At 31.8% G+C, this 25,956-nt stretch carries 30 protein-coding genes; 4 read left to right on the forward strand and 26 right to left on the reverse strand.

The window, feature by feature from the left end; all coding sequences use genetic code 11:
* Position 1 precedes the first annotated feature (1 nt).
* The 22 genes from M890_RS0104860 to M890_RS0104965 all read right to left on the reverse strand — a co-directional run bounded on the left by M890_RS0104860 (position 2) and on the right by M890_RS0104965 (position 18,268).
* Positions 2–1,021, reverse strand: coding sequence for a sugar phosphate nucleotidyltransferase (locus tag M890_RS0104860; protein ID WP_028282454.1), 1,020 nt, complete (start codon positions 1,019–1,021; stop codon positions 2–4).
* A gap of 89 nt (positions 1,022–1,110) precedes the next feature.
* Positions 1,111–1,545, reverse strand: a complete 435-nt coding sequence (gene dut, locus M890_RS0104865; protein ID WP_028282455.1) for a dUTP diphosphatase — start codon at positions 1,543–1,545, stop codon at positions 1,111–1,113.
* Positions 1,546–1,586: 41 nt separating this feature from the next.
* Positions 1,587–3,014, reverse strand: coding sequence for an oligosaccharide flippase family protein (locus tag M890_RS0104870; protein WP_028282456.1), 1,428 nt, complete (start codon positions 3,012–3,014; stop codon positions 1,587–1,589).
* A 53-nt stretch (positions 3,015–3,067) separates the two neighbouring features.
* On the reverse strand, positions 3,068–3,526 hold the full coding sequence (locus M890_RS0104875; protein ID WP_028282457.1) for a hypothetical protein: 459 nt from the start codon (positions 3,524–3,526) through the stop codon (positions 3,068–3,070).
* A 19-nt stretch (positions 3,527–3,545) separates the two neighbouring features.
* The gene (locus M890_RS0104880) at positions 3,546–4,019 is read right to left on the reverse strand and encodes a hypothetical protein (protein ID WP_028282458.1); all 474 of its coding nucleotides are present in this window, start codon (positions 4,017–4,019) and stop codon (positions 3,546–3,548) included.
* 116 nt (positions 4,020–4,135) lie between these two features.
* A complete protein-coding gene (atpG, locus tag M890_RS0104885; RefSeq protein ID WP_028282459.1) occupies positions 4,136–4,996 on the reverse strand; it encodes an ATP synthase F1 subunit gamma in 861 nt (286 codons plus the stop codon).
* Between the two features lie 104 nt (positions 4,997–5,100).
* Positions 5,101–6,681, reverse strand: coding sequence for a F0F1 ATP synthase subunit alpha (gene atpA, locus M890_RS0104890; RefSeq protein ID WP_028282460.1), 1,581 nt, complete (start codon positions 6,679–6,681; stop codon positions 5,101–5,103).
* A 42-nt stretch (positions 6,682–6,723) separates the two neighbouring features.
* Positions 6,724–7,260, reverse strand: coding sequence for an ATP synthase F1 subunit delta (atpH, locus tag M890_RS0104895; protein ID WP_028282461.1), 537 nt, complete (start codon positions 7,258–7,260; stop codon positions 6,724–6,726).
* Between the two features lie 9 nt (positions 7,261–7,269).
* Positions 7,270–7,770: a F0F1 ATP synthase subunit B gene (locus M890_RS0104900; RefSeq protein WP_028282462.1), complete on the reverse strand. Its 501-nt coding sequence runs from the start codon at positions 7,768–7,770 to the stop codon at positions 7,270–7,272.
* A gap of 98 nt (positions 7,771–7,868) precedes the next feature.
* On the reverse strand, positions 7,869–8,057 hold the full coding sequence (atpE, locus tag M890_RS0104905) for an ATP synthase F0 subunit C (RefSeq protein WP_004569351.1): 189 nt from the start codon (positions 8,055–8,057) through the stop codon (positions 7,869–7,871).
* A 40-nt stretch (positions 8,058–8,097) separates the two neighbouring features.
* The gene (atpB, locus tag M890_RS0104910) at positions 8,098–9,210 is read right to left on the reverse strand and encodes a F0F1 ATP synthase subunit A (protein ID WP_028282463.1); all 1,113 of its coding nucleotides are present in this window, start codon (positions 9,208–9,210) and stop codon (positions 8,098–8,100) included.
* 135 nt (positions 9,211–9,345) lie between these two features.
* Positions 9,346–9,717 carry a DUF6168 family protein gene (locus M890_RS0104915; protein WP_051437448.1) on the reverse strand — a complete coding sequence of 124 codons (372 nt, stop codon included), beginning with the start codon at positions 9,715–9,717 and terminating at the stop codon, positions 9,346–9,348.
* Positions 9,710–9,952 (reverse strand): AtpZ/AtpI family protein, encoded by a 243-nt coding sequence (locus M890_RS0104920; RefSeq protein WP_028282465.1) that lies wholly within the window; start codon positions 9,950–9,952, stop codon positions 9,710–9,712. Before M890_RS0104920 ends, M890_RS0104915 begins: the two co-directional genes overlap by 8 nt.
* Positions 9,921–10,307: a bactofilin family protein gene (locus M890_RS0104925; protein ID WP_051437449.1), complete on the reverse strand. Its 387-nt coding sequence runs from the start codon at positions 10,305–10,307 to the stop codon at positions 9,921–9,923. The genes M890_RS0104920 and M890_RS0104925 overlap by 32 nt, the downstream gene beginning before the upstream one ends.
* 11 nt (positions 10,308–10,318) lie before the next feature.
* Positions 10,319–12,865 carry a type IX secretion system periplasmic lipoprotein PorW/SprE gene (gene porW, locus M890_RS0104930; protein WP_232219130.1) on the reverse strand — a complete coding sequence of 849 codons (2,547 nt, stop codon included), beginning with the start codon at positions 12,863–12,865 and terminating at the stop codon, positions 10,319–10,321.
* A gap of 146 nt (positions 12,866–13,011) precedes the next feature.
* Complete coding sequence (locus tag M890_RS0104935) at positions 13,012–13,722, reverse strand: ABC transporter ATP-binding protein (protein WP_028282468.1); 711 nt, start codon at positions 13,720–13,722, stop codon at positions 13,012–13,014.
* 21 nt (positions 13,723–13,743) lie between these two features.
* Positions 13,744–15,222 carry a DUF5687 family protein gene (locus tag M890_RS0104940; protein WP_028282469.1) on the reverse strand — a complete coding sequence of 493 codons (1,479 nt, stop codon included), beginning with the start codon at positions 15,220–15,222 and terminating at the stop codon, positions 13,744–13,746.
* Between the two features lie 53 nt (positions 15,223–15,275).
* Entirely contained in the window at positions 15,276–15,965 is a 690-nt protein-coding gene (locus M890_RS0104945; protein ID WP_028282470.1) for a hypothetical protein, read from the reverse strand.
* A 5-nt stretch (positions 15,966–15,970) separates the two neighbouring features.
* The gene (locus M890_RS0104950; RefSeq protein ID WP_028282471.1) at positions 15,971–16,648 is read right to left on the reverse strand and encodes a hypothetical protein; all 678 of its coding nucleotides are present in this window, start codon (positions 16,646–16,648) and stop codon (positions 15,971–15,973) included.
* A 3-nt stretch (positions 16,649–16,651) separates the two neighbouring features.
* On the reverse strand, positions 16,652–17,275 hold the full coding sequence (locus M890_RS0104955) for a hypothetical protein (protein WP_028282472.1): 624 nt from the start codon (positions 17,273–17,275) through the stop codon (positions 16,652–16,654).
* A 2-nt stretch (positions 17,276–17,277) separates the two neighbouring features.
* Entirely contained in the window at positions 17,278–17,928 is a 651-nt protein-coding gene (locus M890_RS0104960) for a hypothetical protein (RefSeq protein ID WP_028282473.1), read from the reverse strand.
* A gap of 1 nt (position 17,929) precedes the next feature.
* A complete protein-coding gene (locus M890_RS0104965; RefSeq protein WP_028282474.1) occupies positions 17,930–18,268 on the reverse strand; it encodes a PadR family transcriptional regulator in 339 nt (112 codons plus the stop codon).
* 110 nt (positions 18,269–18,378) lie between these two features.
* Between M890_RS0104965 and M890_RS0104970 the strand changes: the two genes are divergently transcribed.
* Positions 18,379–19,434 (forward strand): ferredoxin--NADP reductase, encoded by a 1,056-nt coding sequence (locus M890_RS0104970; RefSeq protein WP_028282475.1) that lies wholly within the window; start codon positions 18,379–18,381, stop codon positions 19,432–19,434.
* A 198-nt stretch (positions 19,435–19,632) separates the two neighbouring features.
* Here the strand turns inward: M890_RS0104970 and M890_RS0104975 are convergent, their stop codons facing one another.
* Together M890_RS0104975 and M890_RS0104980 are read right to left on the reverse strand one after the other, a co-directional pair.
* Positions 19,633–20,658, reverse strand: coding sequence for a glycosyltransferase family 9 protein (locus M890_RS0104975; protein ID WP_232219131.1), 1,026 nt, complete (start codon positions 20,656–20,658; stop codon positions 19,633–19,635).
* Positions 20,659–20,694: 36 nt separating this feature from the next.
* Positions 20,695–21,303, reverse strand: a complete 609-nt coding sequence (locus tag M890_RS0104980) for a DUF4254 domain-containing protein (RefSeq protein ID WP_028282477.1) — start codon at positions 21,301–21,303, stop codon at positions 20,695–20,697.
* A 111-nt stretch (positions 21,304–21,414) separates the two neighbouring features.
* Between M890_RS0104980 and upp the strand changes: the two genes are divergently transcribed.
* Complete coding sequence (upp, locus tag M890_RS0104985; RefSeq protein WP_028282478.1) at positions 21,415–22,074, forward strand: uracil phosphoribosyltransferase; 660 nt, start codon at positions 21,415–21,417, stop codon at positions 22,072–22,074.
* On the opposite strand, the gene M890_RS0104990 is transcribed toward upp, so the two are convergent.
* Entirely contained in the window at positions 22,063–22,986 is a 924-nt protein-coding gene (locus M890_RS0104990) for a DUF6427 family protein (protein WP_028282479.1), read from the reverse strand. The genes upp and M890_RS0104990 overlap by 12 nt on opposite strands.
* Positions 22,987–23,032: 46 nt before the next feature.
* Between M890_RS0104990 and M890_RS0104995 the strand changes: the two genes are divergently transcribed.
* Positions 23,033–23,260 carry a DUF6341 family protein gene (locus M890_RS0104995; RefSeq protein ID WP_028282480.1) on the forward strand — a complete coding sequence of 76 codons (228 nt, stop codon included), beginning with the start codon at positions 23,033–23,035 and terminating at the stop codon, positions 23,258–23,260.
* A 3-nt stretch (positions 23,261–23,263) separates the two neighbouring features.
* Here M890_RS0104995 and purD read toward each other — a convergent pair whose 3' ends face one another.
* Entirely contained in the window at positions 23,264–24,535 is a 1,272-nt protein-coding gene (gene purD, locus M890_RS0105000; RefSeq protein ID WP_028282481.1) for a phosphoribosylamine--glycine ligase, read from the reverse strand.
* 112 nt (positions 24,536–24,647) lie between these two features.
* Between purD and M890_RS0105005 the strand changes: the two genes are divergently transcribed.
* Positions 24,648–25,955 carry a phenylacetate--CoA ligase family protein gene (locus M890_RS0105005; RefSeq protein WP_028282482.1) on the forward strand — a complete coding sequence of 436 codons (1,308 nt, stop codon included), beginning with the start codon at positions 24,648–24,650 and terminating at the stop codon, positions 25,953–25,955.
* Position 25,956: the final 1 nt, after the last annotated feature.

Here is a 25,956-nt window from a genome sequence, read left to right on the forward strand (position 1 = left end):
ATTATTCTAACACAGAATAATCTCCTATACTAATTTTGGTGAATTTTCCATCAAACTTAACATGATTACCAATCATAGCTTCGTCTAAATTAGCATTTTTAATAGTAGTATGGTTTTGTATTAGGCTATTTTTAACGGTTGAGTCTTCTATAACACAGTTATTTCCAACCGAAACATATGGTCCAATAGTGGTATTTTTAAGTACTACGTTGTCACCAATGTAACATGGTTCAATAATGGTTGCATTTTCGGTTTTAACCGTGTCTGCTACTAATTGCTCTTCTCCATCTGCTTTTAAAAAGCCTAACATACGTTGATTAGTTTCTAAGGTTATGGCTTTGTTTCCGCAGTCCATCCACTCGCTAACCACACCTGTTTTAAACACTTTACCTTCAGACATCATCCCTTTAATACCATCATTAATTTGGTATTCTCCACCATGTATAATATTGTTATCCAAAACAGTTTGAAGCTGCTCTTTAAGTTGACTTACTTCTTTAAAGTAATAGATACCAATAACTGCTAAATCGCTAACAAATTGTTCTGGTTTTTCAACAAGCTCAATAATTTCGTTTTGTCCGTTTAGCTTTACAACGCCATAAGCTTCTGGTTGGTCTACTTGTTTGGTCCAAATTACTGCATCTGCATCTGGATCTAAATTAAAATCTGCCCTAATTAACGTGTCTGCATATGCAATTACTGCTGGACCAGATAATGAGTCCTTAGCACACATTATAGCGTGACCTGTACCTAAAGGTTGGTCTTGTCTATAAATAGACGCTTTAGCACCTAAACTTTTTGCTAAATCCTTTAGGCTAGATACCACATCATCACCAAACCAAGCTGGATCACCTAAAACAAAAGCAATCTCTGTAATAGGTTGATTTAAAACTTTAGCAATGTCTTTAACCAATCTGTGTACTATTGGTTGTCCTGCTACTGGAATTAAAGGTTTTGGAACTGTTAAACTGTGTGGTCTAAGACGAGAACCTCGTCCTGCCATAGGAACTATTATTTTCATGTTATTAAATGCCTACCTAAGCAGGAATCTTATTATTGTTAAACTAAATTTTTATTTTTTAAGATTGAATTTTTGGTGTTCAATACTTTTTATTTTGTGCCTGTGCTACCAAAACCACCTTCACCTCTATCGGTTTCAGAAAGTGTTTGTACTTCTAACCATTCTGCACGTTCATGTTTTGCAATTACTAATTGTGCAATACGTTCTCCATTTTGGATTATAAAATCTTCGTTAGAAAGATTTACTAAAATGACACCTATTTCTCCTCTATAATCTGCATCTATTGTTCCTGGAGCATTAAGTACTGTAATTCCTTTTTTTGCTGCTAGACCACTTCTTGGTCTAACTTGAGCTTCCAATCCTATTGGTAACTCTATAAACAAGCCTGTTTTAACGATTGTACGCTGTAAAGGCTTAAGTAGTATAGAGTCTGTAATATTGGCTCTTAAATCCATTCCTGCAGACGCTATGGTTTCATAGTGTGGCAATGCGTGATTGGATTTATTAATAATTTTAATCTGCATATTGTTTATTTGCTTCTGTATAACCTGAATTTCAGATTAGTTTAATTTCTTTTTAATAAACGTTTTATTTCTTTCTTTTCAAAAAGAACTATTAATCCCAAAAATACTAAAACTATAATAGTATTAATGTAATAGTTGGCTTTTGTATTTAATGCTACAATAGATAACGCTACAGCCATAAATAAGTAGCCTAAAATTTGCTTTAAATTATAAGGTACTGGATAATGCTTTTGACCTAATAAATAAGACAATATCATCATAACTCCGTAGGCTACCAAGGTTGTCCAAGCTGCTGCTATAAAACCAAATTCAGGTATTAATGTAATATTTAAACCAATTGTAACAATTGCACCAACAATAGATAAGTACATTCCGTATCTGGTTTTATCAGTAAGTTTGTACCAAATAGCCAAGTTAAAATAAATACCTAAACATAAATTAGCAAGTAATACTATTGGTACGATTTGTATGGCTTGCCAATAATTAGAATCTGTAACTAACATGGCTTTAAAAATATCTAAATAGGCTATAATAAAGACAAGCATTAAGCTACCTGTTATTACAAAATACTTCATGATTAAAGCGTAGGTTTGTTTTGCGTTTTTTTCTTTTGCATGAGAAAAGAAAAAAGGCTCTGCACCTAACCTAAAGGCTTGTATAAAAATAGTCATAAACATTGCTATTTTATAACATCCACTATAAGCACCATTAATGTCTTTGTCTAATAAATTAGGAATGACCCATTTATCAAAATTCTCATTAATAACATAAGCTAAACCAGCAACCATAATTGGCCAACCGTAATTAATTAATTGTTTGAAAATAGTAAGACTAAAGTGAAGCTTGGTTTTAAAAAAGTAAGGTAACAACAGTAATAATGTCACAGCACTTGCAGCCAAATTTGCTATAAAAATATATTGGACTAAGTCTGAAGTATCATACCAAGAAAAAGACAAATCAAATTTTGGAATACACCAAAGGAAAAAATAATTAAGTAAAACATAAATTAATATGTTACTAATTTTTATGGCTGCAAATTTAATTGGTCGTCCTGTTGCACGTAAATACGCAAAAGGAGCCACTACCAATGTGTCTAACACAATAACACCAATTAATAAATTAAAATACTTTTGAGAAATGCCAAACATGTTAGATAGTTGATGACTATAAAGCAACATGGCTATTAAAAACAAAAATGTTGTAACAACTAAACTGATAAACGTCGTAGAAAATATCTTATCTTTTTCTTTAGATTTTGTAAAAAATCTAAAGAAAGCTGTTTCCATTCCATAGGTAAGCAACACATTAAAAAATGCAGCGTAAATATAAAAGGTTGTGTTGTCAGAAAAGCTTGTGGTTTTTAAGTTCCCTGTATGAAGAGGCACTAAGACAAAATTCATTAGACGAGGTAATACGGTTGCTAAACCATATATAATCGTGTCTTTAAAAAACTTTTTTAGTACGCTCAATGTATCAGTAAATTAGGCTTAAATGTATTGATTTTAAAACAGTTTAAAAAGTATTAATTATCTGTTGGTCCATCAGGATAATAAACGCCTTCTTTTTCGTCTAAATAATTGACTTTATAATACTTTGTCACTCCATCCTGGATGTAACTAATAGCACACTCTCTATTTTCTAACTTAAATGGAAAAAAACCTGTAGTTGTAAGTGCATTATCCTCTGCATTGGTCAATCTTTTTGTAAGTCTAGAGGTGTACAAACCTTTTCCTTCTTTAAGTTTACCCTTCATTTTTCTGAAGTAAACACTATCTATTGTTATATTTTTTTCAGGAATAAGATTAGCAAAATAAACATTAACTCCTACGCTTCCAATCTTAACACCTGTTGTCCAATTATTAAAATAAGCTCTTGTTAGGTTTAAAGGTGCATCTTTTTGAAAAGCATATTGTGAGGGTTTACAGCTTAAAACAGTTAATACTATTAAAGCTATAACCATCGGTTTTAAAGTAGGTCTCATTTTGTGTTAGTAGGTTTGGTTAGTTATTGTTTAAATTTCTTGGTGGTGCACTTGGGTATTGCTCCATTTGTTTTTCGACTAAATTCTCAATCTTAAAGTACTTAATTGTACCATTTTCTGTATAACTAACTACTGCTTCATTATCCTTTAAATCAAAAGGAATCTCTGATGTATCTACACTATAATCCTTAGGTTGATTAGCAATAGTTATGATACGTCCAATATATAAATCTGGAAAATTAGGTTTGGTGTTTAAAGTAACCTTATGTCCCCTAAAATACAAACTATCTAATTTTAATTTTTTAGGATTAGATGCCATAGGAATAAATACATTTATACCTGAGCCACCATCTTTAAGACCTGCTACCCATTTTTGATAATAAGCTTTATCTGTTTGGAAAGCTGCTTCCTTTTGAAGTTTTTGTGCGCTAGAGCATTGCATAAATAGAAAACTAGTTAAAATTGAAACGCTTAAATATTGTATAAATTTCATAATTAAAGGAATTTGTATAAAGGTAATTAATCAAAAGGTATTCCATAAAAAAAACCTTATCCATTTTGAATAAGGTTTTAATGTATAAAACATTCTACTACAGTAGAAAAATTGTATTAGTTATTTAATGCTTCTGCACCACCAACAATCTCTAAAATTTCGTTAGTAATTGCAGCTTGACGTGCTTTGTTGTAAGTCAATTTAAGTTGATCTCTTAACTCTGTTGCATTGTCAGTTGCTTTATGCATTGCTGTCATACGTGCACCATGCTCTGAAGCAAAACTATCTCTAATCCCTTTATATAACTGTGTTTTTAAAGACTTAGGTATAAGTTCTTCAACTATTTCTAGTTTAGATGGTTCAAAGATATAATCAGAATTGTTATCTGCTTCACCTTCTATTGGTACAATTGGTAAAAACTGTTCAGTCATTACTTCTTGTGTTGCTGCATTTTTAAATTTATTGTAAACGATTTCGATTTTATCAAATTCGCCTCTAGTAAATTTACCCATTAGCATTTCGGCAATGTCTGCAACACTGTTAAAGGTTAAGTCGTCATAAATGGCACTTTGGTTACCAATTACGATTCCTTTTTTAGCAAATGCATCGTTTGCTTTTTTTCCGATAGCTAAAACAGATACTTTTTTACCTGCATAGACATTAGAAATCAAGTGTTGTGTTTGCTTGATAATGTTAGAATTAAAAGCACCACATAAACCTCTATTAGAAGTTATAGATACAATTAAAACGTTGTTAATCTCGCGTTGTTCTGCAAATTTACTTCCAGCATCTTCATCTAAAGTTGCACTTAAACTTTGTAAAAGTTCAGTTAACTTATCAGAATAAGGACGCATAGCAGTAATAGCATCTTGAGCTTTCTTTAACTTAGCAGCAGATACCATTTTCATGGCACTAGTAATCTGCATCGTTGAAGATACTGAAGATATTCTATTACGTATTTCTTTTAGATTAGCCATTCTTTATATTATAAAGACTCTTCGACATGCTCCGAGTGACATTAATTTAATAATTCAAATTTATAGTTATAGACGACTAATCTATAACTATAAATTTATAATTGTTATGCTCTATATTTAGCTGAAAGATCTTTACATACAGCGATAAGTGTATCTGTAACCTCGTCAGTTAATTTACCTGCTTTTAAAGTATCTAAAACACCTCTGTGCTTAGCATTTAAGAATTCAAGATAATCTCTTTCAAATTCTTTAATTTTATTTACAGGTACGTCTTTTAATAAGTTTTTAGATCCAGCGTAAATAATTGCTACTTGATCCTCTACAGTAAATGGATCGTTTTGACCTTGCTTTAAGATCTCTACGTTACGTTTACCTTTTTCAATTACATTTAAAGTTACTGCATCTAAATCTGAACCAAACTTAGCAAACGCTTCTAGCTCACGATATTGTGCTTGATCTAACTTTAAAGTACCTGATACTTTTTTCATTGATTTAATCTGTGCGTTACCTCCAACACGAGATACAGAAATACCTACGTTAATTGCTGGACGTACACCAGAGTTAAATAAATCTCCATCTAAGAAGATTTGTCCATCTGTAATAGAAATTACGTTAGTTGGGATATATGCTGATACGTCACCTGCTTGTGTTTCAATAATTGGTAATGCAGTTAAAGATCCACCACCTTTTACGATTGGTTTTAATGATTCTGGTAAATCATTCATCTCTTTAGCAATAGCGTCATTATTAATAACTTTTGCAGAACGCTCTAATAATCTAGAGTGTAAGTAAAAAACGTCTCCAGGATACGCCTCACGTCCTGGTGGACGACGTAATAATAAAGATACCTCACGGTAAGCAACTGCTTGTTTTGATAAATCATCAAATACAATTAAAGCTGGTCTACCAGTATCTCTAAAATACTCTCCAATAGATGCTCCTGTAAAAGGTGCATAAACTTGCATTGCAGCAGGATCTGATGCATTTGCAGCTACTATTGTAGTATAAGCTAAAGCTCCTTTTTCTTCTAAAGTTTTAGCAATAAGCGCTACTGTTGAAGCTTTTTGTCCAACTGCAACATATATACAGTATACAGGCTCACCTGCATCGTAAAATTCTTTTTGATTTAAGATAGCATCAATACAAACTGCAGTTTTACCTGTTTGTCTGTCACCAATTACTAGCTCACGTTGACCTCTACCAACTGGGATCATAGCATCGATTGCTTTAATACCTGTTTGTAATGGCTCAGTTACTGGCTCTCTGTAAATAACTCCAGGTGCTTTACGCTCTAAAGGCATCTCATAAGTTGTTCCAGTGATTGGTCCTTTTCCGTCAATTGGGTTACCTAATGTATCTACAACACGTCCAACAATACCTTCTCCTACTTTAATAGAGGCAATACGGTTAGTACGTTTTACTGTAGATCCTTCTCTAACTCCTACTGAAGTTCCTAAAAGTACAATACCTACATTATCTTCTTCAAGGTTAAGTACGATACCTTCTAAACCACCATCGAATTCTACTAACTCACCATATTGTGCGTTAGCTAATCCGTAAGCACGTACAATACCATCACCTACTGTTAATACTGTTCCAACTTCGTCTAATGAAGCGCTAGCTTCAAAACCTGAAAGTTGTTGTTTTAAGATTGCTGATACTTCAGCTGGTTTTACTTCTGCCATCTTTATTGATATTTAGACCCTTCGACAAACTCAGGGTAAGTCTTAGTTTATTGTAAATTCTCTTTTTAACTTGCTTAATTGGTTAGCGATACTTGCATTATACTGCGTATCTCCAACACGTAAAATGAAACCACCTAAAATGCTTTCATCTACTATATTTTTTATTGCTGCATCTTTACCTGTAAGTTCTTTAACTTTAGCTAAAACTTTAGCTTCTAAAGCTTCTGTTAAAGGAACTGCTGTCGTAACGGTTGCAATTTGACTACCTTTTTGTTGCTCATATAAAGTTATAAACTTTGATGCTACTTCTGGTAATAAATCTGTACGTTTATTTGTAATAAGAGTGTCTATAAGGTTTACCGTTGCTGGATTAATCCCTTTAAAAACCTCTAATAATGCAGATTTTTTAATGCTAGAACTAATTACAGGACTGTAAAGCATATCTTTTAAATCTTTACTTTGCGCTACTGTATTATTAATTAGCTCCATGTCATTGTTTACAACGTCTGTTGTATTATTATCTGTAGCTAAGCTTAAAACTGCTTTTGCGTAACGTATTGCTGCTCTTTCTCCTGCCATGACTTAAACTTAGTTTAATTTAGCATCATTTAACATAGACTCAACTAACTCTAATTGTTTGTCTTTGTTAGATAATTCTTGACGCACTACTTTTTCTGCAATGTCTAAAGATAAACCTGCTACGTGATTTTTTAATTCTGCCATAGCTGATTTCTTTTCGCTTTCAATAGCTGCTTGTGCTTGAGCAATCATGTTGTTTGCTTGAGCTTGAGCTTCTGTTTTAGCGTCTTCAATCATTTTATTTTTTAACTCTCTTGCTTCTTTAAGCATAGACTCACGTTCTGCACGTGCTTCTTTTAATAACTTCTCGTTATCTGCTTGAAGATTTTGCATTTCTAACTTAGCATTTTCAGCTGAGTCTAATGCATTTTGAATACCGTCTTCACGAGTTTGTAAAGCGTCTAGAATAGGTTTCCATGCAAATTTTCTCATTAATAATATTAATATTACTAAGATAATGGCTTGCATAAAGAATAAGCCTACTGAAAAGTCGTTTAATAAAGCTTCCATAAAATATAGATTACTTAAATAATGTTTTGTTTAATTTAAAACAGTTCCTGCAACCAACCGTTGCAGAAAGCTGTTTCTTTTTTGTTTTTAGGAAATTTTTATTTCCCTAAGATTAATGCACCGAATGCTAAACCTTCTAATAAGGCTCCGATGATGATCATCGCAGTTTGGATTTTTCCAGCTGCTTCTGGTTGACGAGCAATACCTTCCATTGCTTTTCCTCCAATTTGACCTAATCCGATTCCTCCACCGATTACGATTAATCCTGCTCCAATTAAATTGTACATACTAATTTGGTTTTATAAATATTAATTAAACAAATTCTTATTAATGATGGTCATGTTCTTCAACTGCCATTCCTATAAATAACGATGATAACATCGTGAAAATAAACGCTTGTAAAAAGGCTACTAAAATTTCGATAACCGAAATAAATAATGCTAACACTAAAGACATTCCTGTCGATCCTACAACACCAAACGATTCTTTTAAAGTAATCATTAATGCTATTAAGCTCATTACCACAAAGTGGCCTGCAGTCATGTTTGCAAATAAACGCACTAATAATGAGAAAGGCTTAATTAACACAAAACCTACTAACTCTATTACTGCTAATATTGGACGTAAAATTACTGGCACACCAGGCATCCATAAGGTGTGTTTCCAAAAGTCTTTACTCCCGCTAAATAAATATATAACTGCTGTAAAAATTGCTAGACAAGCAGTTACTGCAATTTGACCTGTTACGTTAAACCCTATTGGTGTTAACCCTAATAAGTTTAATATCCAGATAAAGAAAAATACAGTTAACAAAAAGCCCATAAACTTACGGTACTTTTTCTCTCCAATATTTGGTTTAGCAATATCATCTCTAACATATATTACTAATGGCTCTAAAACTCTACTAAATCCTTTTGGCACAGAGTGTCCTTTTTTATAACCTCTTGCTAACGCTGTAAAACCTAATAACATTAACACTCCAGTCAATAACATTCCAAATACAGATTTTGTAATTGAAAAATCTATAACTTTATGTGCATTTGTTGGATGGTGTGCATCATCAAAAGCTACTGTTGTTGCGCCATTATCTAACTCGTAAATTTTACTGTGTAGCTTTACTAAACGTGTGTCTCCTTTTTCTACTATTACACTTCCACTATCATCATGGTGAAATGCTGAAGACATAAATGTTTTTAAACCATTACTTGTCCATACGATTACTGGCAACGGAAAGCTATAGTGTGTCCCAGACTCATTGTGTGTAAACAAATGAAAATCATGAGAATCCTTTAAGTGATGTGCGATATACTCTTTAATTTCTTGAGCAGTATCCACTTTATTTCCTGGCTCTTGCTTAACATCGCTTCCGTAAGAGGACACTGAAAATAAAGTCAGAACTAATATCGCTATAAAATTGATAGATTTTTTTGCCAACATCATACTTTTTGTTACTAATAAATTTATGGTCTGTAAATTTTGTGCAAATGTAAGTAATAATTTAAAAAGGTAAACGCTTTTTTTAATTAGATTTTTTTTAAGGTATTAATAGTCACTATTATTCTTTATTTCAAGCACTTACTTGCTTTTTAATAATTTGGCTATACAAACAGTCTCAACAATTAAAAATAAAAAAAATGGAATTAATAAGCCTAAACGATGTTGCATCGCTAAATCTTGCTCAGAAAATATCGTGGATTTAAACAATAGTATGAAAATTCCTATTTTTAAAAACATCATTGTTAGGTATGCTGCACCGATTTGATTGGGCATTTTATCGTAAATAAACTCTATGCTTAGATATACTATTAATACTGCTATACCATGAAATAAATATAGCTTTTGTAAAGAGTAAGGCAATACGTCTTGGGTTAAATAATTTTGAAGGTTGTAAGCAACTGCTAGTAATACTAATATTATTACAACTACATATAGTATACGTTTATTCATTTTTAGTCTTTTGATCGTTAGTTATTTTAACAACTTGCTTGATTACAGCGTACATTGCAATAAAAACAGATAATAACGTCATTATTTTAAAATATAATTGACTACCATCGCCATATTTGCTATCCAACCAATTACCTAATTGGCTACCTAACCAAATGGTTAAACCCATTTGTATGGCAATAGATGTAAACCTAATGTAAGGATTAAGCTGTTTTTTTTGTTTTTGATCCGCCATTTATATCTTTTACTGTCGTTTTCATAACACACGATACATTAAATGTTGCTCCAGGCTCTACAGCCAGTTTTTGTGTGACCACTTCACCTTCTATATGCGCTGTAGACTTTAAGGTTAAGGTTTCGGTTAATTCTAAAGCTCCAGTTAGCTTTCCTTCAAAATAAGCGTTACTACATTTAAGAGTCCCTTTTATTTCGCCTTCTTTACCAATAACTACTTTACCAGACGCCTCAACATTACCTTCGATTAATCCATCCACACGTAAGTCTCCTTCACTAAAAAAATCTCCTACTATTTTAGTACCTTTTGCTATTATATTTTGAATAGAAAATTGCTCTTGTTGCTTTTTTTTCATTTTAAGGGAAATTATTGATTTTCTAAATATTGGTTTAGATTTTTATGTATTTGAAGAATTTGATAGTTGTCAGAAGAAATTCCAAAATAAGGTCTATCTATCTTAGGTTTATCTTCTGCCTTTAATATATCTGCAAATCCTTTTGCACCATCTACACTTTTTAAACCATGAACAACCACAAAAGAGATTTCTGGATTATATACATCCACAGATGTGGATAAATTATAATATTGAATTTTAGGGGTTACCTCGTCTAACATTTTTTTAAATGTAGCTATCGCTTCAGTGTTATTTTTTTCAAATTGAAACAACACTTTAAAGGACGTAGACTCTGTATTTGGTTTAAATGTTTTATCACTTACAGATTTTAAACTGTTTACTATGGCTTGCGCCTGAATTGCTTCTGGCATATTAGCAAATGCTAATGCAACATCATTTAATCCATCTATATACGCTTGATAACCGTTTAACCTACCATTAGCTGTCGCTTTTAAAAGTGCGAATTTTGCTACTATTGGCTCGCCATCAAAAAACTTAATATATTTATTTGACTTTTCAATGACCTGAGCATACTCTTGTTTTTCTAGTAATTTATAGGTTGCTTCATATAGACTTTCCGGACTACTTTCGTCTCTAGTTGCTGCTAATTCAGGATTTTTTAAAATCTCGGCATACCTAGAACTTGCATAATTAGCTATAATATCTGTTTTAGTTATTTGTGCTTCGTCATTTTGACCTAAAATCTCATATATTTTATATAAATTATACTTAGATGGTAAAATTAATTTTTGCTCTGGATTACTTGCTAATAGGTTTAAAAACTTGCTTTTAGATAAATTATATTCTTTAAATTTTTCTTTGTAAATCAAACCTAATTGATAATAGGCGTAATTACGTTCTTTTTTAATGCTATCTAACTCTTTTTGTGCTGTAGGTATTTGAGCTATATAATATTGAGGGTCTAAAAACTCTTGGTCCTGTTCTAAAACTGCTGCTATATCAGGATTGGATTGATTGCCAATTGCGCTTCCGCTTGCAGATGACCATCTCCAATCGTCTTGATTTTTACGGTCTCCCCAAATACGAGTAAATTCATTTTTACCATAAGCAACTGTGCTTGGGTTATAAAAATAAAAATTACTACCAACACCTGGTAATCCACCTCTTGGCTTAGTGACGTTGTTTGTTGGTAAGTTTGTTGTTGCTAATCCTTTTTTTCTAGCTTCGATTTCTAAACGTTCTTTTTCTTTTTCAGCTTCTAATTTAAGTTGATTAGTATAGTCTGTAAAAAACGTAACACGATCTGCATCAGACATGTTTACTAGTTTAAGTATACTATCATTAACTTCGGCTAAGCCTTCATAATAAATAACGTCGTCTAAGTTTTCGCGTTTACGCTTTATAGTACGATATGGTTTACTATTTTCAACCATACTAGTCATTGTGCTATCAAAATAAGCGCCTGCAACTTTATAGTTGTTTCTATCAAAATAAAAATCGCCTAAAGTCTCATAGTTTTTAGCAATTAAAATTTTATCTGTAGATTTTTCTCTTAGTGATTTATTGTAATATACTACTGCTAAGGAATCTGATTTATTAGTTAAATGAAACTCTCCTATTTGGTGATATATCTTATCTAGGTACGGACGATTTTCTCGGTTTTTTTCTAATTTGGTTAGGTGCTTTAAAAACGCAATTTTATCACCTTTATCGTAATCAAAATTTTTAGCTTTTTCAATCTGAGCAGCCATTAAGTAACGACGTGGGATTTTTCGGTTTAAATCTATAACCTCGTCAAATGCGATATTAGCACTATCTTTAAAGGTTAATACATTATAAAGTTGTCCTTTTATAAAACCAAAACGTCCTTTTTCGTCATTGTTTTTAGTTGCTTTAGCTGCAATTTTTATTTGTGTTAAAGCGCTATCTAAAGCTTTAGTATTAATGTAGGCTTGTGCTAAAATGGAGGTCGCATCTGCTAACTCTTGACCTTCTAATTCTTCTTGTTCTATTAGACGTTTTAGGTTTTTAATGGCCAACTCGTCATTTTCTAAACGCATATTGGTTTTTTCTCTCCAAACCTTTGCTGTGTTTATCTTATCTGAAGCAGGATACTTGTAAAGGATATAATTAAAGGCTTCTAGAGCAGGCACAAAACGTTGATCAAAATATCTAGCTTCTCCTAACAATAAATAGGCTTCATCAATTTGAGGATTATACTCTTTACCTTGAATATTCATCCCATGTTTTTGGATGGCTTTTACTGCTTTTTCTTCCGCTTTAGTAAAACTTTCGTTTTTTGATTGTCCTGGTAAAACAATTTCATCACTAACTTGCATACGCTCGACAGGCAATATGTCCCAATAGTTGTCCTTGTAACCATCGTTAAGACTGTTTTGTCCTTGTTTTAAAGCCTCGTAACCATTAAACAATGCGTTATACTCTGCAGTAACTGCATGAAAATTACGATTTATAAAACTGTTTTTTTTTCTTGAACAACTAGTAATTGTTGCTAAGATCAAACCAAAAACTATACAAATTTTTAATGCTATTCTCAATGCGGTTGTATTTAGTGTAATACATAACTAATTAATGCCATAATTATTATTTATAATTATGGACAGGTGCGTAAAAATAAGCATCTTTTTTACTTTTAGCCAAAAAATGAACTGAAACTTAGATGTTTTACATATCTAAGAGACTGTTAAACTGGATTTACTGTACCAGAAAAATGCGCTTCCAACTCTTTTAAAGTTGCTTCGCTAGTTTGTATATCTTTAATTACTTGACCTTTATCTAAGACCACAATACGCTCGCATACATCTGTGACGTGCATTAAATCGTGACTAGACACTAAAACAGTGACTCCTTTTTTCTCAGCTAAATCCTTAATAATTTGCTTTAATCTAATTTGTGTTGTTGGATCTAAATTAGCAAAAGGCTCATCCAAAATAATTACCTCAGGATTACCAATTAACGCAGCGACAATACCTGCTTTTTTCTGATTACCTTTACTTAAATCACGAAGGTATTTTTTTTGACCCAAAATTTCGCCATGAAAAAAGTCTTCAAACTGTGACACTAAATTGTCTACGTCTTGTTTGTTTTGTCCACGTAAATCACCAATAAAATAAAAATATTCTTCTGGTGTTAAATAGCCAATTAAAAAGCTTTCGTCAATAAAAGCAGACGTAAAGGGTTTCCAATCTTCGCTCTCGTTAACTAATATTCCATTAGTTTTAATATAACCAGTAGTAGGTTTAATTAAATCCAATAACAAACTAAAGTACGTTGTTTTTCCTGCACCATTATTACCCACAAGACCAAAACTTTGACCTTTAGGTATGTCTAAATTAGAAATATTTAAAACTTCGTTTCCGCTATATTTTTTTGAAAGATTTGTTGTTGTTATCATAGTTAAAAAGTTTTGTAAATATTAATTGTCTTGGTTAAATGCTTTTATCATTTCATACTTAGAGTCTAAGTACTTATTGGTAATAAAGCGCATGATTTTTTGATGAAAAATAATTCCGATAACTCCTAGTAGTATTAACGCAGATATACCTGCATAAAAACTAACAAAATGAGATAATAACCCAAAAATAGCCAATGGTAAAAGTAACAATGGAATACCAATTAACCATTGTACTGCTCCTGTACCCTGAAAGTTAAAAGCTGCACGTTGATTTAAGTCTATTTTTTTTCGATTAAAAGATCCACCAAGCATTATAACATAACTATTAACACCTATGTTATACACTGCTGCTGCAAAATGTGCAACTAAGATTTTCCAACCAAAATAGACATAAGGAATACTTAGTACAAACATGATAATAACACTAAGGACCATTAAGGTGTATTTAGATTTTAAATATTGTTCATACTTAATATTTTGGCTCATTAACATTTTGTAATATCCACTATCCCAAGCCGGAATAAATTGCCCAAAATTAATTAAGAAAATACCAGTCACAAATACACCAATAAAACCATACATAATTGGCATGTCTCTGTATATTGGTTGTGGGTAAAAAAACAAACCATATAATAATCCAAATACCAACATAAAAACAGCAGACCTTGGACGTTTGTTTCTCCAAATTAATTTTAAATCTAATTGCATAAAAGGTGCACTATCACCAAAACGCTTGGTCCATCCTAAATCTGAAGTGGTCACCTCTTTAATTTTTGTTTTAAGTGAATGGTCTAAGTATAATTTTTTAATTAATATTTTATGATTAAACAGATATAAACCAATTAAAATTACAATCAAAATTAGCAGTAATAATGGATTGTTAACTATGGCTAACATAGCTGTAGACAAAGCACCTGAAATATTAATAATATTAAAATAGTTAAGTCCAAATAACGTACCAGCAAATATGATTATTGGTAGAAATGACAATTCTGTTTCTGCAGAAAAACTTTCAATAATAAAATTTAAAAAATTATTAATTAGGGTTAGTAAAATCATAGCAGCAGCCCAAGTCATTACGGTTGCTAGTTGATAATCCTTAGTAATAAGGATAATACTAAAAGGTATTATAGCAAAAAGGGGTAAAAAATTAAAAAAGGATACTGCAGATTTTCCTAAAACAAAATGCACAATACTACTTCTTTTAATGGGTATGGTTAGCAAAGGTTTGACACTCATTACTGGTAATTTTTGAAGAAAAAAACGCAATAATAAATCGCCTAAAAACCAAAAAAAGATAAATCCATTAACCACAATAAAAGGGTCTTGATCCGGAAAAGTTTTCTGTAAAATTGGATATAATCCAAAGCCTAATGCTAAAAACACTAAAATAAAGTATAACGCAAAAAAGCCCATGACAATCTTTATTGCTAAGCTTTTACCAAAGCTTGCCGAGCGAATAAATGACTTCCACTCTAAGCTTAAAAATTTACTAATCATAGTTGTTATTGTTTGGTTGGTTTAATAGATAAGTATACAAATGTGCAAAAATGTTACAAACAAAATTCTGGATAGGTCTGGTTTAAAAGTTGTTCTGCTTTGTTTGGTATAACTTCAAAACTAATATACATCCAAAGACAAAACAGTGTAGAAAAAATAGACACACCCAAAACAATGTAAGGATAACTAAAAATATTCCCAGAAAAATTATACCATTGTGGCAGCTGAGTGAGTAAAACTATTGCTGAAGCTCCTGCTTGTTTAAATATTATTTCTTCTAACATCCATTTTTTATTGGACAGCGCTTTACGCTGTTTAAATTGTTTTTTTAGTTGTATGCTTTTATAGATTACAAAAACACATATTAGAACATAAAACCCTATTAAAAATGATTTTGCTAAAACAGAAGATAATGACATATAGATAATCAAAAACAAAGCAATAGTTGATATTAACTTAGGAAACGTGAACCACTGTTTTAATTCTGCCCATAAATACATTATGTAACGTTTATTCATTGCTTTTTGACGACGTTCTAACACGTCCATAAAACCAAAGACTCCAAATTTTTTGAAGGCTTGGTCTCTAGCCTCTTCAAACGATATATCTGGTTGAGTTTGCCATACAGACTCTATATCGTTTGCTAAGTGATCTACTAACTCGGTTTGTAAATCATAATGCTCAACGTAGTGTTGTCTTGTAAAGGCGTATAGGTTTTGTATTTGAGGTTGGGTTAACTTCATTAAAATTATAATATTTTATATTGATAATACAATGATTTTTGGTCTTTGTAGATTTTTCTTGACACAACTTCTGACGCAATACAAAATAGAAAAGAAATCACCCACAAAACAATAAACCAAAGTGCGCCTTGACCTTCAATTAAACTTGATTTAAAAAGTGTTAGAGATAAACTAAATAACTGAGCCAACAGGTTTACAAACTGTGAAACGGATTGCATATAACTTAATGACAAATGTTTTTTATTGTCTATTGTTTTACGTCTATAAGACCACCAAAATGAAAGAATAGTGAAAACAAATAATACACCTACTAAACTGAATAAAAAGTTTTCTTTATTCTCCAAAACTTTATACAAACTTACCAACACATACATTAAAGCTACTGTAATAATAATTTTAGGTAAGCTAAAAAAAGACAACAAATACTTAAACACCCTTTTATAGAAAGATTTTTCAATTTGCTTAGTTCTATTAGTTATTAACGGTTTGAAGCCTTTAGTCCCAAAAGCTATCTTCGCTTTTGTTACTGCATCCTCAAAAGGCAACTTTGGATTGTCTTCTAAAATTTGAGCAGTAGCGTTAGCCAAATGATCCACCAATTCGATTTTCAAATCAAACCATTCTATTCCGCTTTTTTCAACGTAGGTATCTATGTATTGTATTTGTTCTTTGGTTAACTTCATTATCTAGATAATATTTTTTGAGTACTCTAAAATCTTATTCTTTTTGTTACGCAACTCGATTGCTCCTGCTATGTTAAATAAAACTGCAAAAAACCAAAAGGTGATAAAAAAATATTGATTTTCTAACCATGGTTTAGCTGCTCCCATAGTGTATAAAAATAAAGAAGGTAAAGCCATTATTGAATATAAAGGCTGTGCCATTTGCAACTTTTTAAAGGTTTTATGATGTGAATATCCAGCAATCAGCGCCCAAAAATGTATAGTTGAAAGACTAACTACAAGAACAATAATTGATGTCTTGTTTGGTTGCAACTTTTGCATCCAATAAACCAAAAATCCCAACATTAATGTAAAAGGCATATAGTTAGGCTTATAAAAAAACATAGCTAAACGTCGCCACATTTCTCTTTGATAACTCCAATGGATTGTTTTTTGACGTTTCTTTTCAAAATCTTGAATAAAATCTATTTTAGATTTAAGATAATCTTCTAACTGTTGGTTTTTATTAGATGCTTCAAAATCTGAAGCTAAATGATCAATAAGCTCCAATCTAACATCTACATACTTTACCTTAAGTTTAATTAGGTAATTATCAATTTGGTTTATATTTTCTTCGGTTAAGCTCATTCTTAAACAAGTTTTTTATATTCCTTTTCATAGTTTCTCATAATACTAACAGCTGTTTTTACAAACGCATAAATCAGTGTACATGATATTGCAAACACTCCTGCTGCAATCCATTGACCACTTTCTGATTCAGCTTGATACTTAGTTAATAAATGCAAAGCATTAACCACTTGAAACAAAAACACATATACCAATCCAATACGCTCTACACCAGAAAATCGATCATAATTAAATACCCTTAATACAACCAAGTAAACAATTCCTAAGACAATAAAGAACAGCAATGGAAAACTAAAAATAGCAGTCTCAATGGTTTCAAAACCAAAATTATTAATAAATAAACGAGCGCTAATTATGACACCTAAAAACACTAAAAGACTATTAATGGTTAGCATATTTATCCAAATTAGTTTCAATAAATTATTGTAAGTGTTTCTTAAAAAACCCTCATTATCCTGTAACAATCTAGCTTTATTACAAACCATATAGGCTTTAAAAGCATCATAAAAAGACAATTCATTGCTTAACTCTAATTCAGCCTCTAATGCAGAAGCAATGTGGTCCACCATTTCCATTCTAATATCTGCAAAATGGATTTCAGAATTCTCTAAATAAGTATCTATAAATTGTATGTTTTCTTTACTCAACTTCATACTAATCCAAACTTAATTTAGGATTCATAAACGTTTCCATGGTTTTAATGTAATCCTTAAGTTCCTCCAATTTACTAACCGTTTCTTTATTACCTTTTTCGGTAAGCTTGTAGTATTTACGTAAACGGTTATCAACTTTTTTGACCTCGACATCTAATAATCCCTCAGCTTCCAGCTTATGCAAAGCAGGATACAAAGCACCTTCGGTAATATTAAGTTCACCTTTAGTAATTGCTTTCACTTTTTGCGTCATTTCGTAACCATACATTTTTTCGCTTTCATTTAAAAGCTTTAAAATAATAGTGGTTAGACTACCCTTATATAATTTTGAATTTGCCATATTACAAACATACATAATTTTCTTATGCATAATAAACTTATGTATTAATTTTTTTCTAAACAGAAGGCAAAACGGTAAAGCTTCATTATTTTTACATAAAAATTTAAACCATGTCTCAATTTAATACACTAACAATTTCTGATATCACACGTCAAACAGACCAATGTGTTACGTTGACTTTTGCTGTACCAGATAATTTAAAACAAGACTATGCCTTTAAAGCAGGTCAATATATTACACTAAAAACTAAAATTAACGATGCAGAAGTAAGACGTGATTACTCATTATGTTCTTCTCCGTCAAGCGGAATACTAACCGTTGCGGTTAAAGCAGTACCAAACGGAACCTTTAGTACTTATGCCAACAGCAGTTTAAAAGCTGGAGATACTTTAGAGGTTGCAAAACCACAAGGACGTTTTGTTTTTGAACCAAAAGCATCCGAGGAACGCACAATTGCAGCATTTGCAGCAGGAAGCGGAATAACACCAATTTTAAGTATTGCAAAGACAGTATTAGAGCAAGAACCTAAAAGCCACTTTGTATTAGTTTATGGTAACAAAACGGTTAATGACACTATATTTTTAGCAGATATTTTAGCCTTACACCATCAATATCCAGAGCGTTTTTATGTACAGTTTTTATATAGCCAATCTCAAGAAGAGAACGCTTTATTTGGACGTATCGAAAAAAGTACCGTTAACCTTATTGTAAAAAATAAATATAAACACGTAACAATTGACGCGTTTTACCTTTGTGGTCCAGAAGCAATGATTAACACAGTAAAAGAGGTTTTAGTTGAAAATAATATTGCCGAAAATACTATTCATTTTGAATTATTTACTGCTGCTACCCAAAATACAACAACCACTGCAGAAGCAACTGATGGTAATACCCAAATTACAGTAACAGTGGATGACGAGTCAGAGACCTTTACTATGTCTCAAAAACAAACCGTATTAGAAGCTGCTTTAAAACAAGACTTAGATGCACCATATTCTTGTCAAGGTGGTGTTTGTAGTAGCTGTATTGCAAGAGTTACAGATGGTCAAGCAATAATGAGACAAAACAACATACTTACAGATGCCGAAGTGGCTGAAGGATTAATTTTAACCTGTCAAGCACATCCTACAACACCTACATTGGTAGTCGATTATGATGATGTATAAGCCAAAATAAACGTTTAAACGTTTTTTTTATACCTTTTACCGAATCGCATCTAAAACAGACCTTCAAAAAATAAAACTAGTCTAGTATCAGATATCTTTGAAACAGATTATAACACTGAAATTTGTTAGTTTAAGGGATGATATTAATTTTATATTAGTAGTTAAAATCTAAAATGCCTCAAGAAATTGAGGCTTTTTTTATGCGTTTAAAACAGCAGTAACTTTTTCTGTAATTTGTTTAGGTAGTATACTTCCAGCCACATTTTTATAATCTTCTGGATATTTATTACCATAAATAGAAGTCGGTAATTTAGGATACAACATTTTGTCTGGTGTAATATTATAGCTTTTAGGCTGATTAAATGCTGCAAAACCTGCATAAGGATGCGTAACTCCCCAAATAGTAATCACTTTAACACCAAGCATAGCTGCCAAGTGCGCATTACCAGAATCCATGCTTATCATTACATCCAAGTTAGATATTAAATCTAACTCCTGGTTTAAATTATAAAGACCTGCAACATTTATTACAGCATCACTATTTGCTGCTAATGTATCCAGTTTAGCTTGGTCTGCTTTACCACCAAACAGAAAAATAATATAATGCTTCTGTAATACATTAATAACCTCTTGCATTTGATCCAATGGATACATTTTGGATGTGTATTGTGCAAAAGGTGCTATACCAATCCATTGCTTTGTGTTTTGGTTATTTACTTTGTTTAAGATTGCTTCTGGCAGAGTTTTTTTTGAAGGAAAACTAGGGTTATCTAAACTAAGCTTAAAACCTAAGGCTTTAAAAACGTCTGCATAACGTTGATGCGTACTTTTTAAAGGATGAAAATTTTGCCCATTAACTAGTGCTTTCTTTTCGCTTCGACCTTTATCTATTTGTTTAAATTTTTTTCCGAAGAAAAAAAGCTTTAAAATCTTAGTTCTTAAAACATTATGTAAATCTGCAACAGCATCTATTTGTAATGCTTTTAGTTGCTTGGATAGTTTATATAATCCAAAAACACCTTTGTGCTGTTTGTGTAAATCAATAGCAAAAACCTCAACATTTTTTAAATCTCTAAAAAAAGGAGCAAAAAACGGACGTGTTAAAACGGTTAATTTAAGGTCTGGATAATGTTGTGTTAAGGCTTGTAAAACAGGAACAGTCATAGCAACGTCTCCCATTGCAGAGAGACGTATTACTAAGATATGCTTTGGTATTTTGGACATACTAAAAACACGTGCTAAAATTACAAGTGCACGTTTTTATTTCTGATTTCTTAAAACAGGGTTAAGCTCGTCGTCATTATACATTTTCATTTGCTTATACACTTTCATGTATTTATAACCATTTTGGATATCTGATAATAAGGTATCAATAGCAGTACTTAAATCCACACGTTGTTCTAATAAAATATCCAATTTAGTTTGGCATGCTGCTTTATGCGCTTCAGAAGCATCTGCTCTAGTTGCTTCTTCTTCCATGTGGTATACTTTTAGCGCAAGGATAGACAATCTATCAACTCCCCAAGCTGGACTTTCAGTATTAATAGTTGCATCACTTTTAGGTGTTACATCTTTATATTGCTCTAAAAAATAGCTGTCAATATATTCTACCATATCAGTTCTATCTTGGTTAGAGGCATCAATTTTACGTTTTAAAGTTAATGCTGCAACTGGATCAATTTGTGGATCACGAATAATATCTTCATAATGCCATTGTACAGTATCTATCCAACATTTACGGTACAATAGGTGCTCTAATAAGTGCGTGCTTTTATCATAAACATTGGTAAACGGTTGGTCTACCGTATTAATGATATGGTACTTTTTTATAACGTCCTGGAATATTGTATTTGCTGTATCTGTAAACATATTGTTATTTTTAAGACTGTAAAATTACATAATTTAAACTGAATTTTAGGCTGTACGCGTTTTGGCTTTTTAAATATTAGAGTAACTTTACTTTTTAAAGACATAATTATCATGCATATTCATAATCTATCTGAACAAAATTCTATTTTAAATCAATTTATTGCTGAAATCAGAGACGTTTCTGTCCAAAACGATAGTATGCGTTTTAGAAGAAATATTGAGCGTATTGGAGAAATTTTAGGCTACGAATTAAGTAAGGCTTTAGAGTTTGAAACTAGATCTATAACAACTCCTTTAGCAACAATAATGACTGAAACCCCAAAAAACGATGTGGTTTTATGTTCAATACTTAGAGCTGGAGTCCCATTACATAATGGTTTACTAAACTATTTTGATAAATCAGAAAATGCATTTATATCTGCTTACAGACACCATTTAGATAATCCTGAATCTTTTGAAATAGTTGTCGAGTATCTAGCATGTCCTGACCTTACTGGTAAAACATTAATATTAGCAGATCCTATGTTAGCCACAGGACAATCTTTAATTGCAACTTACAAAGCTTTAGAGCCTTTTGGAAAACCAAAGCATGTGCATATTGTTGCTGCAATTGGTGCAGAGCCTGGTGTTGATTATTTAAAAAATAATTTACCTGAAAACACTAATCTGTGGATTGCTGCAATAGATAAAAGCTTAAATAATAAAGGTTATATCGTTCCTGGATTAGGAGATGCTGGCGATTTAGCTTTTGGTGCAAAACTACAACACTAATAAAACGATTGGTATAACAACTAACAATCCTAAAAACAATTCTTTAAACCACTTTTCTTCAATAGTTTCAATATAATTGGTAATTATTACAGCCAAAGGTGCAAATAAAAATAACAGCTCGCTTCCATTTTTTTGAGGTGCAAATGCTGCAATCACACTAGCAAAAACACAAGCTAAAAATAAGATTTTATAAGAAGGTCGATAACTTCTCATTTTCTTTTTAATATCCTTTAAATAAAACAAAGACGACCAGATACCAAAAGATAACAACATAGTTATTGCTGTTATAAATTGTACCGAATTATAGCTGTTAAAATCAAAATTAACTGCTGGATTTATATTTAGTGCTAAAAAATAATCATCGTAAACAAGGACGGAAAAACTAATTGCTAAAACAGCAACAGCAGCCAATCCAATAAACGGAACCAAGTAATATTTTACAGTGGTTTCTGAAAACAACAACATAGCAATAAACAGCAACGGGAAAAACAAAATAGCCCAAAAATAAAATAGCGACGCCATAGCAATTAAAAACCCTGAATCAAATAGCTTTTTAATTACATCTTTTTTTGACCTAACACTTATTAAACGTCTTAATGTGAGTAATATAAAAAAATTAGAGACTACAATTTTATAGTCCAATAAAGCTTGCGGAATAGCTAAAAAAAACAGCGCAAATAATAAAATTTCGTAGTTATTTTGTTGCGATAATAAGTTTTTAGTAACTATAAAGTTAAGCAATAATATAGACAAATACACTAAAATAAAAACAGCGATATTGGTCCAAATGGACGTTTCAGCATTAACCAAATTTGGGTACTTAAAAGGCAACAATAAAAAAGCAATTAGTGTGATACTAAAAACAATTAAAAAATTAATTGGTTTGGATTTGCTAAAAATTGTTGTAATCATTAACTCTTTTTGTATTTTTGTACTATAAATATACTACTATATAATTATGAAAGATTTTTTTGAAGCTATACAAAGCCTTTTTGTTGACGTATTATTTGCTCCTTATGACGCATTAAGAGCCTTAGAACTAGAAAGCTGGTGGGCAGCAAACTTTATGTCTTGGATATTTATCATCATTGGATTTGTAGCGTTTATTTATTGGATGTTACAATTAAAAGGTTACGCAGCTAACAACGAAGAAGATAAAAGTATCTCTTCACACTCATATTTATAAAACTTATAGGTCAAATCCTATATCTTTTCTATAATTCATCTTATCAAAGTTTAGTTTATCTATACTTTGGTAAGATTTTTTTATGGCCTCTTGGTACGTATCGCCATAACTAGTTATTGCCATAACACGACCACCTGAGGTTACAATACCTCCATCTTTATTTTGTGCTCCTGCATGAAACACAATAGAGTCTTCAATATTTTCTAGACCTGTAATGACTTTTCCTTTTTCATAAGCTTCCGGATAACCACCAGATACTAACATAATTGTAGTTGCTGCTCTTGGGTCTACCTCAATAGTAATTTGATCCAAAGTTTGATTAGCAATTGCTTGAAAAACCTCAACTAAATCGTTTTTAAGTCTTGGCAATACGACTTCTGTTTCAGGATCACCTAAACGCACGTTGTACTCGATAACCTTAGGCTCATCTCCTACTTTTATCAATCCAATAAATACAAACCCTTTGTATGGTAAATTATCTTTTTGCAAACCAGCAATCGTTGGTTTAACCACTTGCGCTTCGACTTTATCCAAAAAGGCTTGATTAGCAAAAGGAACTGGAGACACTGCTCCCATTCCGCCTGTATTTAAGCCAGTATCACCTTCGCCAATACGTTTGTAATCTTTAGCAGTTGGTAGGATTTTATAATTTTTACCATCGGTTAGCACAAAACAACTTAACTCTATTCCGTCCAAAAATTCTTCGATAACCACTTTAGTACTTGCTTGCCCAAACTTAGCATCCACAAGCATGCTTTTTAATTCGGCTTTAGCCTGATCAATATCATTTAAAATTACAACCCCTTTACCTGCTGCTAATCCATCTGCTTTAAGTACAAATGGCGGATTTAAGGTTTCTAAAAACGCGTAACCATCTTCCACAGTGTCTTTATTAAAGCTTTGGTAAGCTGCAGTTGGTATGTTATGTCTGTATAAAAACTGTTTTGCAAACTCTTTACTACCTTCTAAGGTTGCAGCTGCTTGTTGTGGTCCAATTACCGCTACGTTTTTAAGTGCGTTATCTGCTAAGAAAAAATCATGAATACCTAATACTAAAGGATCTTCAGGACCAACCACTACCATAGTAATTTTATTATTTAAAACCACCTCTTTTATGGCTTCAAAATCGGTTACGCTAACAGGTACATTTTTAGCTATTTGTGCTGTTCCAGAGTTTCCTGGTGCTACAAAAAGCGAGCTACATTTTGGGCTTTGTTTAAGCTTCCAAGCAATTGTATGTTCTCTTCCTCCTGATCCTAAAATTAAAATATTCATTGTAGTAATGTTGTGTTGTTGTTGTTTCCACAAAAATAATTATTTAAAAGAATTTGATTGACTTTAAATCCAATAGTTTTTTATTTCTTTATTTTACAGAAAATCTATTGCATTGAAACAATTTGAATGGTCTTTACGGTTAAAAGGATTTCCTGTTAATGAAGCTAAAAAAACACAAGCTATTATTGATGGGTTTACACAAGCTGATTATGCTAATTACCTAAGTAAGCAACTACAAGCCATTGTTGCGTTTCATTTAGAACACACACCATTTTACAACACTTTATGTCAAGGGATTGACACCAAAGATTGGAGTGCCTTACCTGTGTTAACCAAAGCTAACTTGCAACAACCTTTAGCTAATAGATTATCCGATAAGTATACTTTAAAAACCGTACATAAGCATAAAACCTCAGGATCTTCCGGAACCCCTTTTGAGTTTGCTAAAGACAATTTTGCGCATGCTATGACTTGGGTAACGTTTATGCAACGTTATAGTTGGTTTAATATAGATTTAAACACCTCTAAACAAGCGCGTTTTTATGGCATTCCGTTAGATACCAATGGATATTATAAAGAACGTTTAAAGGATTGGTTAGGTAACCGTTTTAGGTTTTCGGTGTTTGATTTAAGTGATGCTGCTTTAAATAAAGTATTACATAAATTTAAACGTACAAAATTTAATTACATTAATGGTTACACTAGTGCTATCGTACAATTTGCAAAGTTTTTAAAACGAAATAATATTGTTTTAAAAGACGTTTGTCCAACATTAACTGTTTGTATTGTCACCTCTGAAATGCTATTTGATGACGATAAAAAACTGCTTGAAACACAATTTAATATTCCTATTGTAAATGAATATGGTGCAGCCGAATTAGGACTTATTGCTTTTGAGGACCAAGACGACAATTGGATAGTAAATACCAACCATTTATATGTCGAAATTTTAGACAATAACAACCAACCTGTCCCTTATGGTCAACCAGGTAAAATTGTGGTCACCGATTTATATAATCGTGCACACCCTTTTATACGTTATGAGCTTGGCGATTTAGGTCAGTTGTCCACTAAAAGCACATTACAACGTCCCATTTTAGAATCTCTAATAGGACGTACCAGTGACTTTATTTCGCTTCCAAGCGGAAAAATTGCAGCAGGCTTAACCTTTTATTATGTGACTAAAACCGTCATGACCAAAGACGCGAATGTAAGAGAGTTTATAATTGAACAAATTGAAATTGATACCTTTAAAATTGACTATGTTGCTACCGAAGCGTTAAGCCAACCTCAGCAAAAGGCTGTACAATTAGCTGTAGATAAATATTTGGAACCTAATTTAAAATTAATTTTTGAGCAGAAAACTATTTTGGAACGGGAAGTTAGTGGTAAACTAAAACAGTTTAGGTCTGGATTGTAGA

The sequence above is a fragment of the Olleya marilimosa CAM030 genome, from assembly GCF_000518485.1.
Taxonomy (GTDB): domain Bacteria; phylum Bacteroidota; class Bacteroidia; order Flavobacteriales; family Flavobacteriaceae; genus Olleya; species Olleya marilimosa.

Bases quoted from the DNA above. Each gene is read 5' to 3' on its own strand.
- M890_RS0104860 (WP_028282454.1), bottom strand. From the start codon at position 1,021: ATGAAAATAATAGTTCCTATGGCAGGACGAGGTTCTCGTCTTAGACCA.
- M890_RS0104945 (WP_028282470.1), bottom strand. From the start codon at position 15,965: ATGAAGTTAACCCAACCTCAAATACAAAACCTATACGCCTTTACAAGA.
- M890_RS0104955 (WP_028282472.1), bottom strand. From the start codon at position 17,275: ATGAGCTTAACCGAAGAAAATATAAACCAAATTGATAATTACCTAATT.
- M890_RS0104935 (WP_028282468.1), bottom strand. From the start codon at position 13,722: ATGATAACAACAACAAATCTTTCAAAAAAATATAGCGGAAACGAAGTT.
- M890_RS0104940 (WP_028282469.1), bottom strand. From the start codon at position 15,222: ATGATTAGTAAATTTTTAAGCTTAGAGTGGAAGTCATTTATTCGCTCG.
- M890_RS0104965 (WP_028282474.1), bottom strand. From the start codon at position 18,268: ATGGCAAATTCAAAATTATATAAGGGTAGTCTAACCACTATTATTTTA.
- M890_RS0104975 (WP_232219131.1), bottom strand. From the start codon at position 20,658: ATGTCCAAAATACCAAAGCATATCTTAGTAATACGTCTCTCTGCAATG.
- dut (WP_028282455.1), bottom strand. From the start codon at position 1,545: ATGCAGATTAAAATTATTAATAAATCCAATCACGCATTGCCACACTAT.
- atpB (WP_028282463.1), bottom strand. From the start codon at position 9,210: ATGATGTTGGCAAAAAAATCTATCAATTTTATAGCGATATTAGTTCTG.
- M890_RS0104970 (WP_028282475.1), top strand. From the start codon at position 18,379: ATGTCTCAATTTAATACACTAACAATTTCTGATATCACACGTCAAACA.
- M890_RS0104925 (WP_051437449.1), bottom strand. From the start codon at position 10,307: ATGAAAAAAAAGCAACAAGAGCAATTTTCTATTCAAAATATAATAGCA.
- M890_RS0104875 (WP_028282457.1), bottom strand. From the start codon at position 3,526: ATGAGACCTACTTTAAAACCGATGGTTATAGCTTTAATAGTATTAACT.
- M890_RS0104950 (WP_028282471.1), bottom strand. From the start codon at position 16,648: ATGAAGTTAACCAAAGAACAAATACAATACATAGATACCTACGTTGAA.
- M890_RS0104900 (WP_028282462.1), bottom strand. From the start codon at position 7,770: ATGGAAGCTTTATTAAACGACTTTTCAGTAGGCTTATTCTTTATGCAA.
- atpG (WP_028282459.1), bottom strand. From the start codon at position 4,996: ATGGCTAATCTAAAAGAAATACGTAATAGAATATCTTCAGTATCTTCA.
- atpE (WP_004569351.1), bottom strand. From the start codon at position 8,057: ATGTACAATTTAATTGGAGCAGGATTAATCGTAATCGGTGGAGGAATC.
- upp (WP_028282478.1), top strand. From the start codon at position 21,415: ATGCATATTCATAATCTATCTGAACAAAATTCTATTTTAAATCAATTT.
- atpA (WP_028282460.1), bottom strand. From the start codon at position 6,681: ATGGCAGAAGTAAAACCAGCTGAAGTATCAGCAATCTTAAAACAACAA.
- purD (WP_028282481.1), bottom strand. From the start codon at position 24,535: ATGAATATTTTAATTTTAGGATCAGGAGGAAGAGAACATACAATTGCT.
- M890_RS0104980 (WP_028282477.1), bottom strand. From the start codon at position 21,303: ATGTTTACAGATACAGCAAATACAATATTCCAGGACGTTATAAAAAAG.
- M890_RS0104915 (WP_051437448.1), bottom strand. From the start codon at position 9,717: ATGAATAAACGTATACTATATGTAGTTGTAATAATATTAGTATTACTA.
- M890_RS0104990 (WP_028282479.1), bottom strand. From the start codon at position 22,986: ATGATTACAACAATTTTTAGCAAATCCAAACCAATTAATTTTTTAATT.
- M890_RS0104920 (WP_028282465.1), bottom strand. From the start codon at position 9,952: ATGGCGGATCAAAAACAAAAAAAACAGCTTAATCCTTACATTAGGTTT.
- M890_RS0104960 (WP_028282473.1), bottom strand. From the start codon at position 17,928: ATGAAGTTGAGTAAAGAAAACATACAATTTATAGATACTTATTTAGAG.
- M890_RS0104995 (WP_028282480.1), top strand. From the start codon at position 23,033: ATGAAAGATTTTTTTGAAGCTATACAAAGCCTTTTTGTTGACGTATTA.
- atpH (WP_028282461.1), bottom strand. From the start codon at position 7,260: ATGGCAGGAGAAAGAGCAGCAATACGTTACGCAAAAGCAGTTTTAAGC.
- M890_RS0104880 (WP_028282458.1), bottom strand. From the start codon at position 4,019: ATGAAATTTATACAATATTTAAGCGTTTCAATTTTAACTAGTTTTCTA.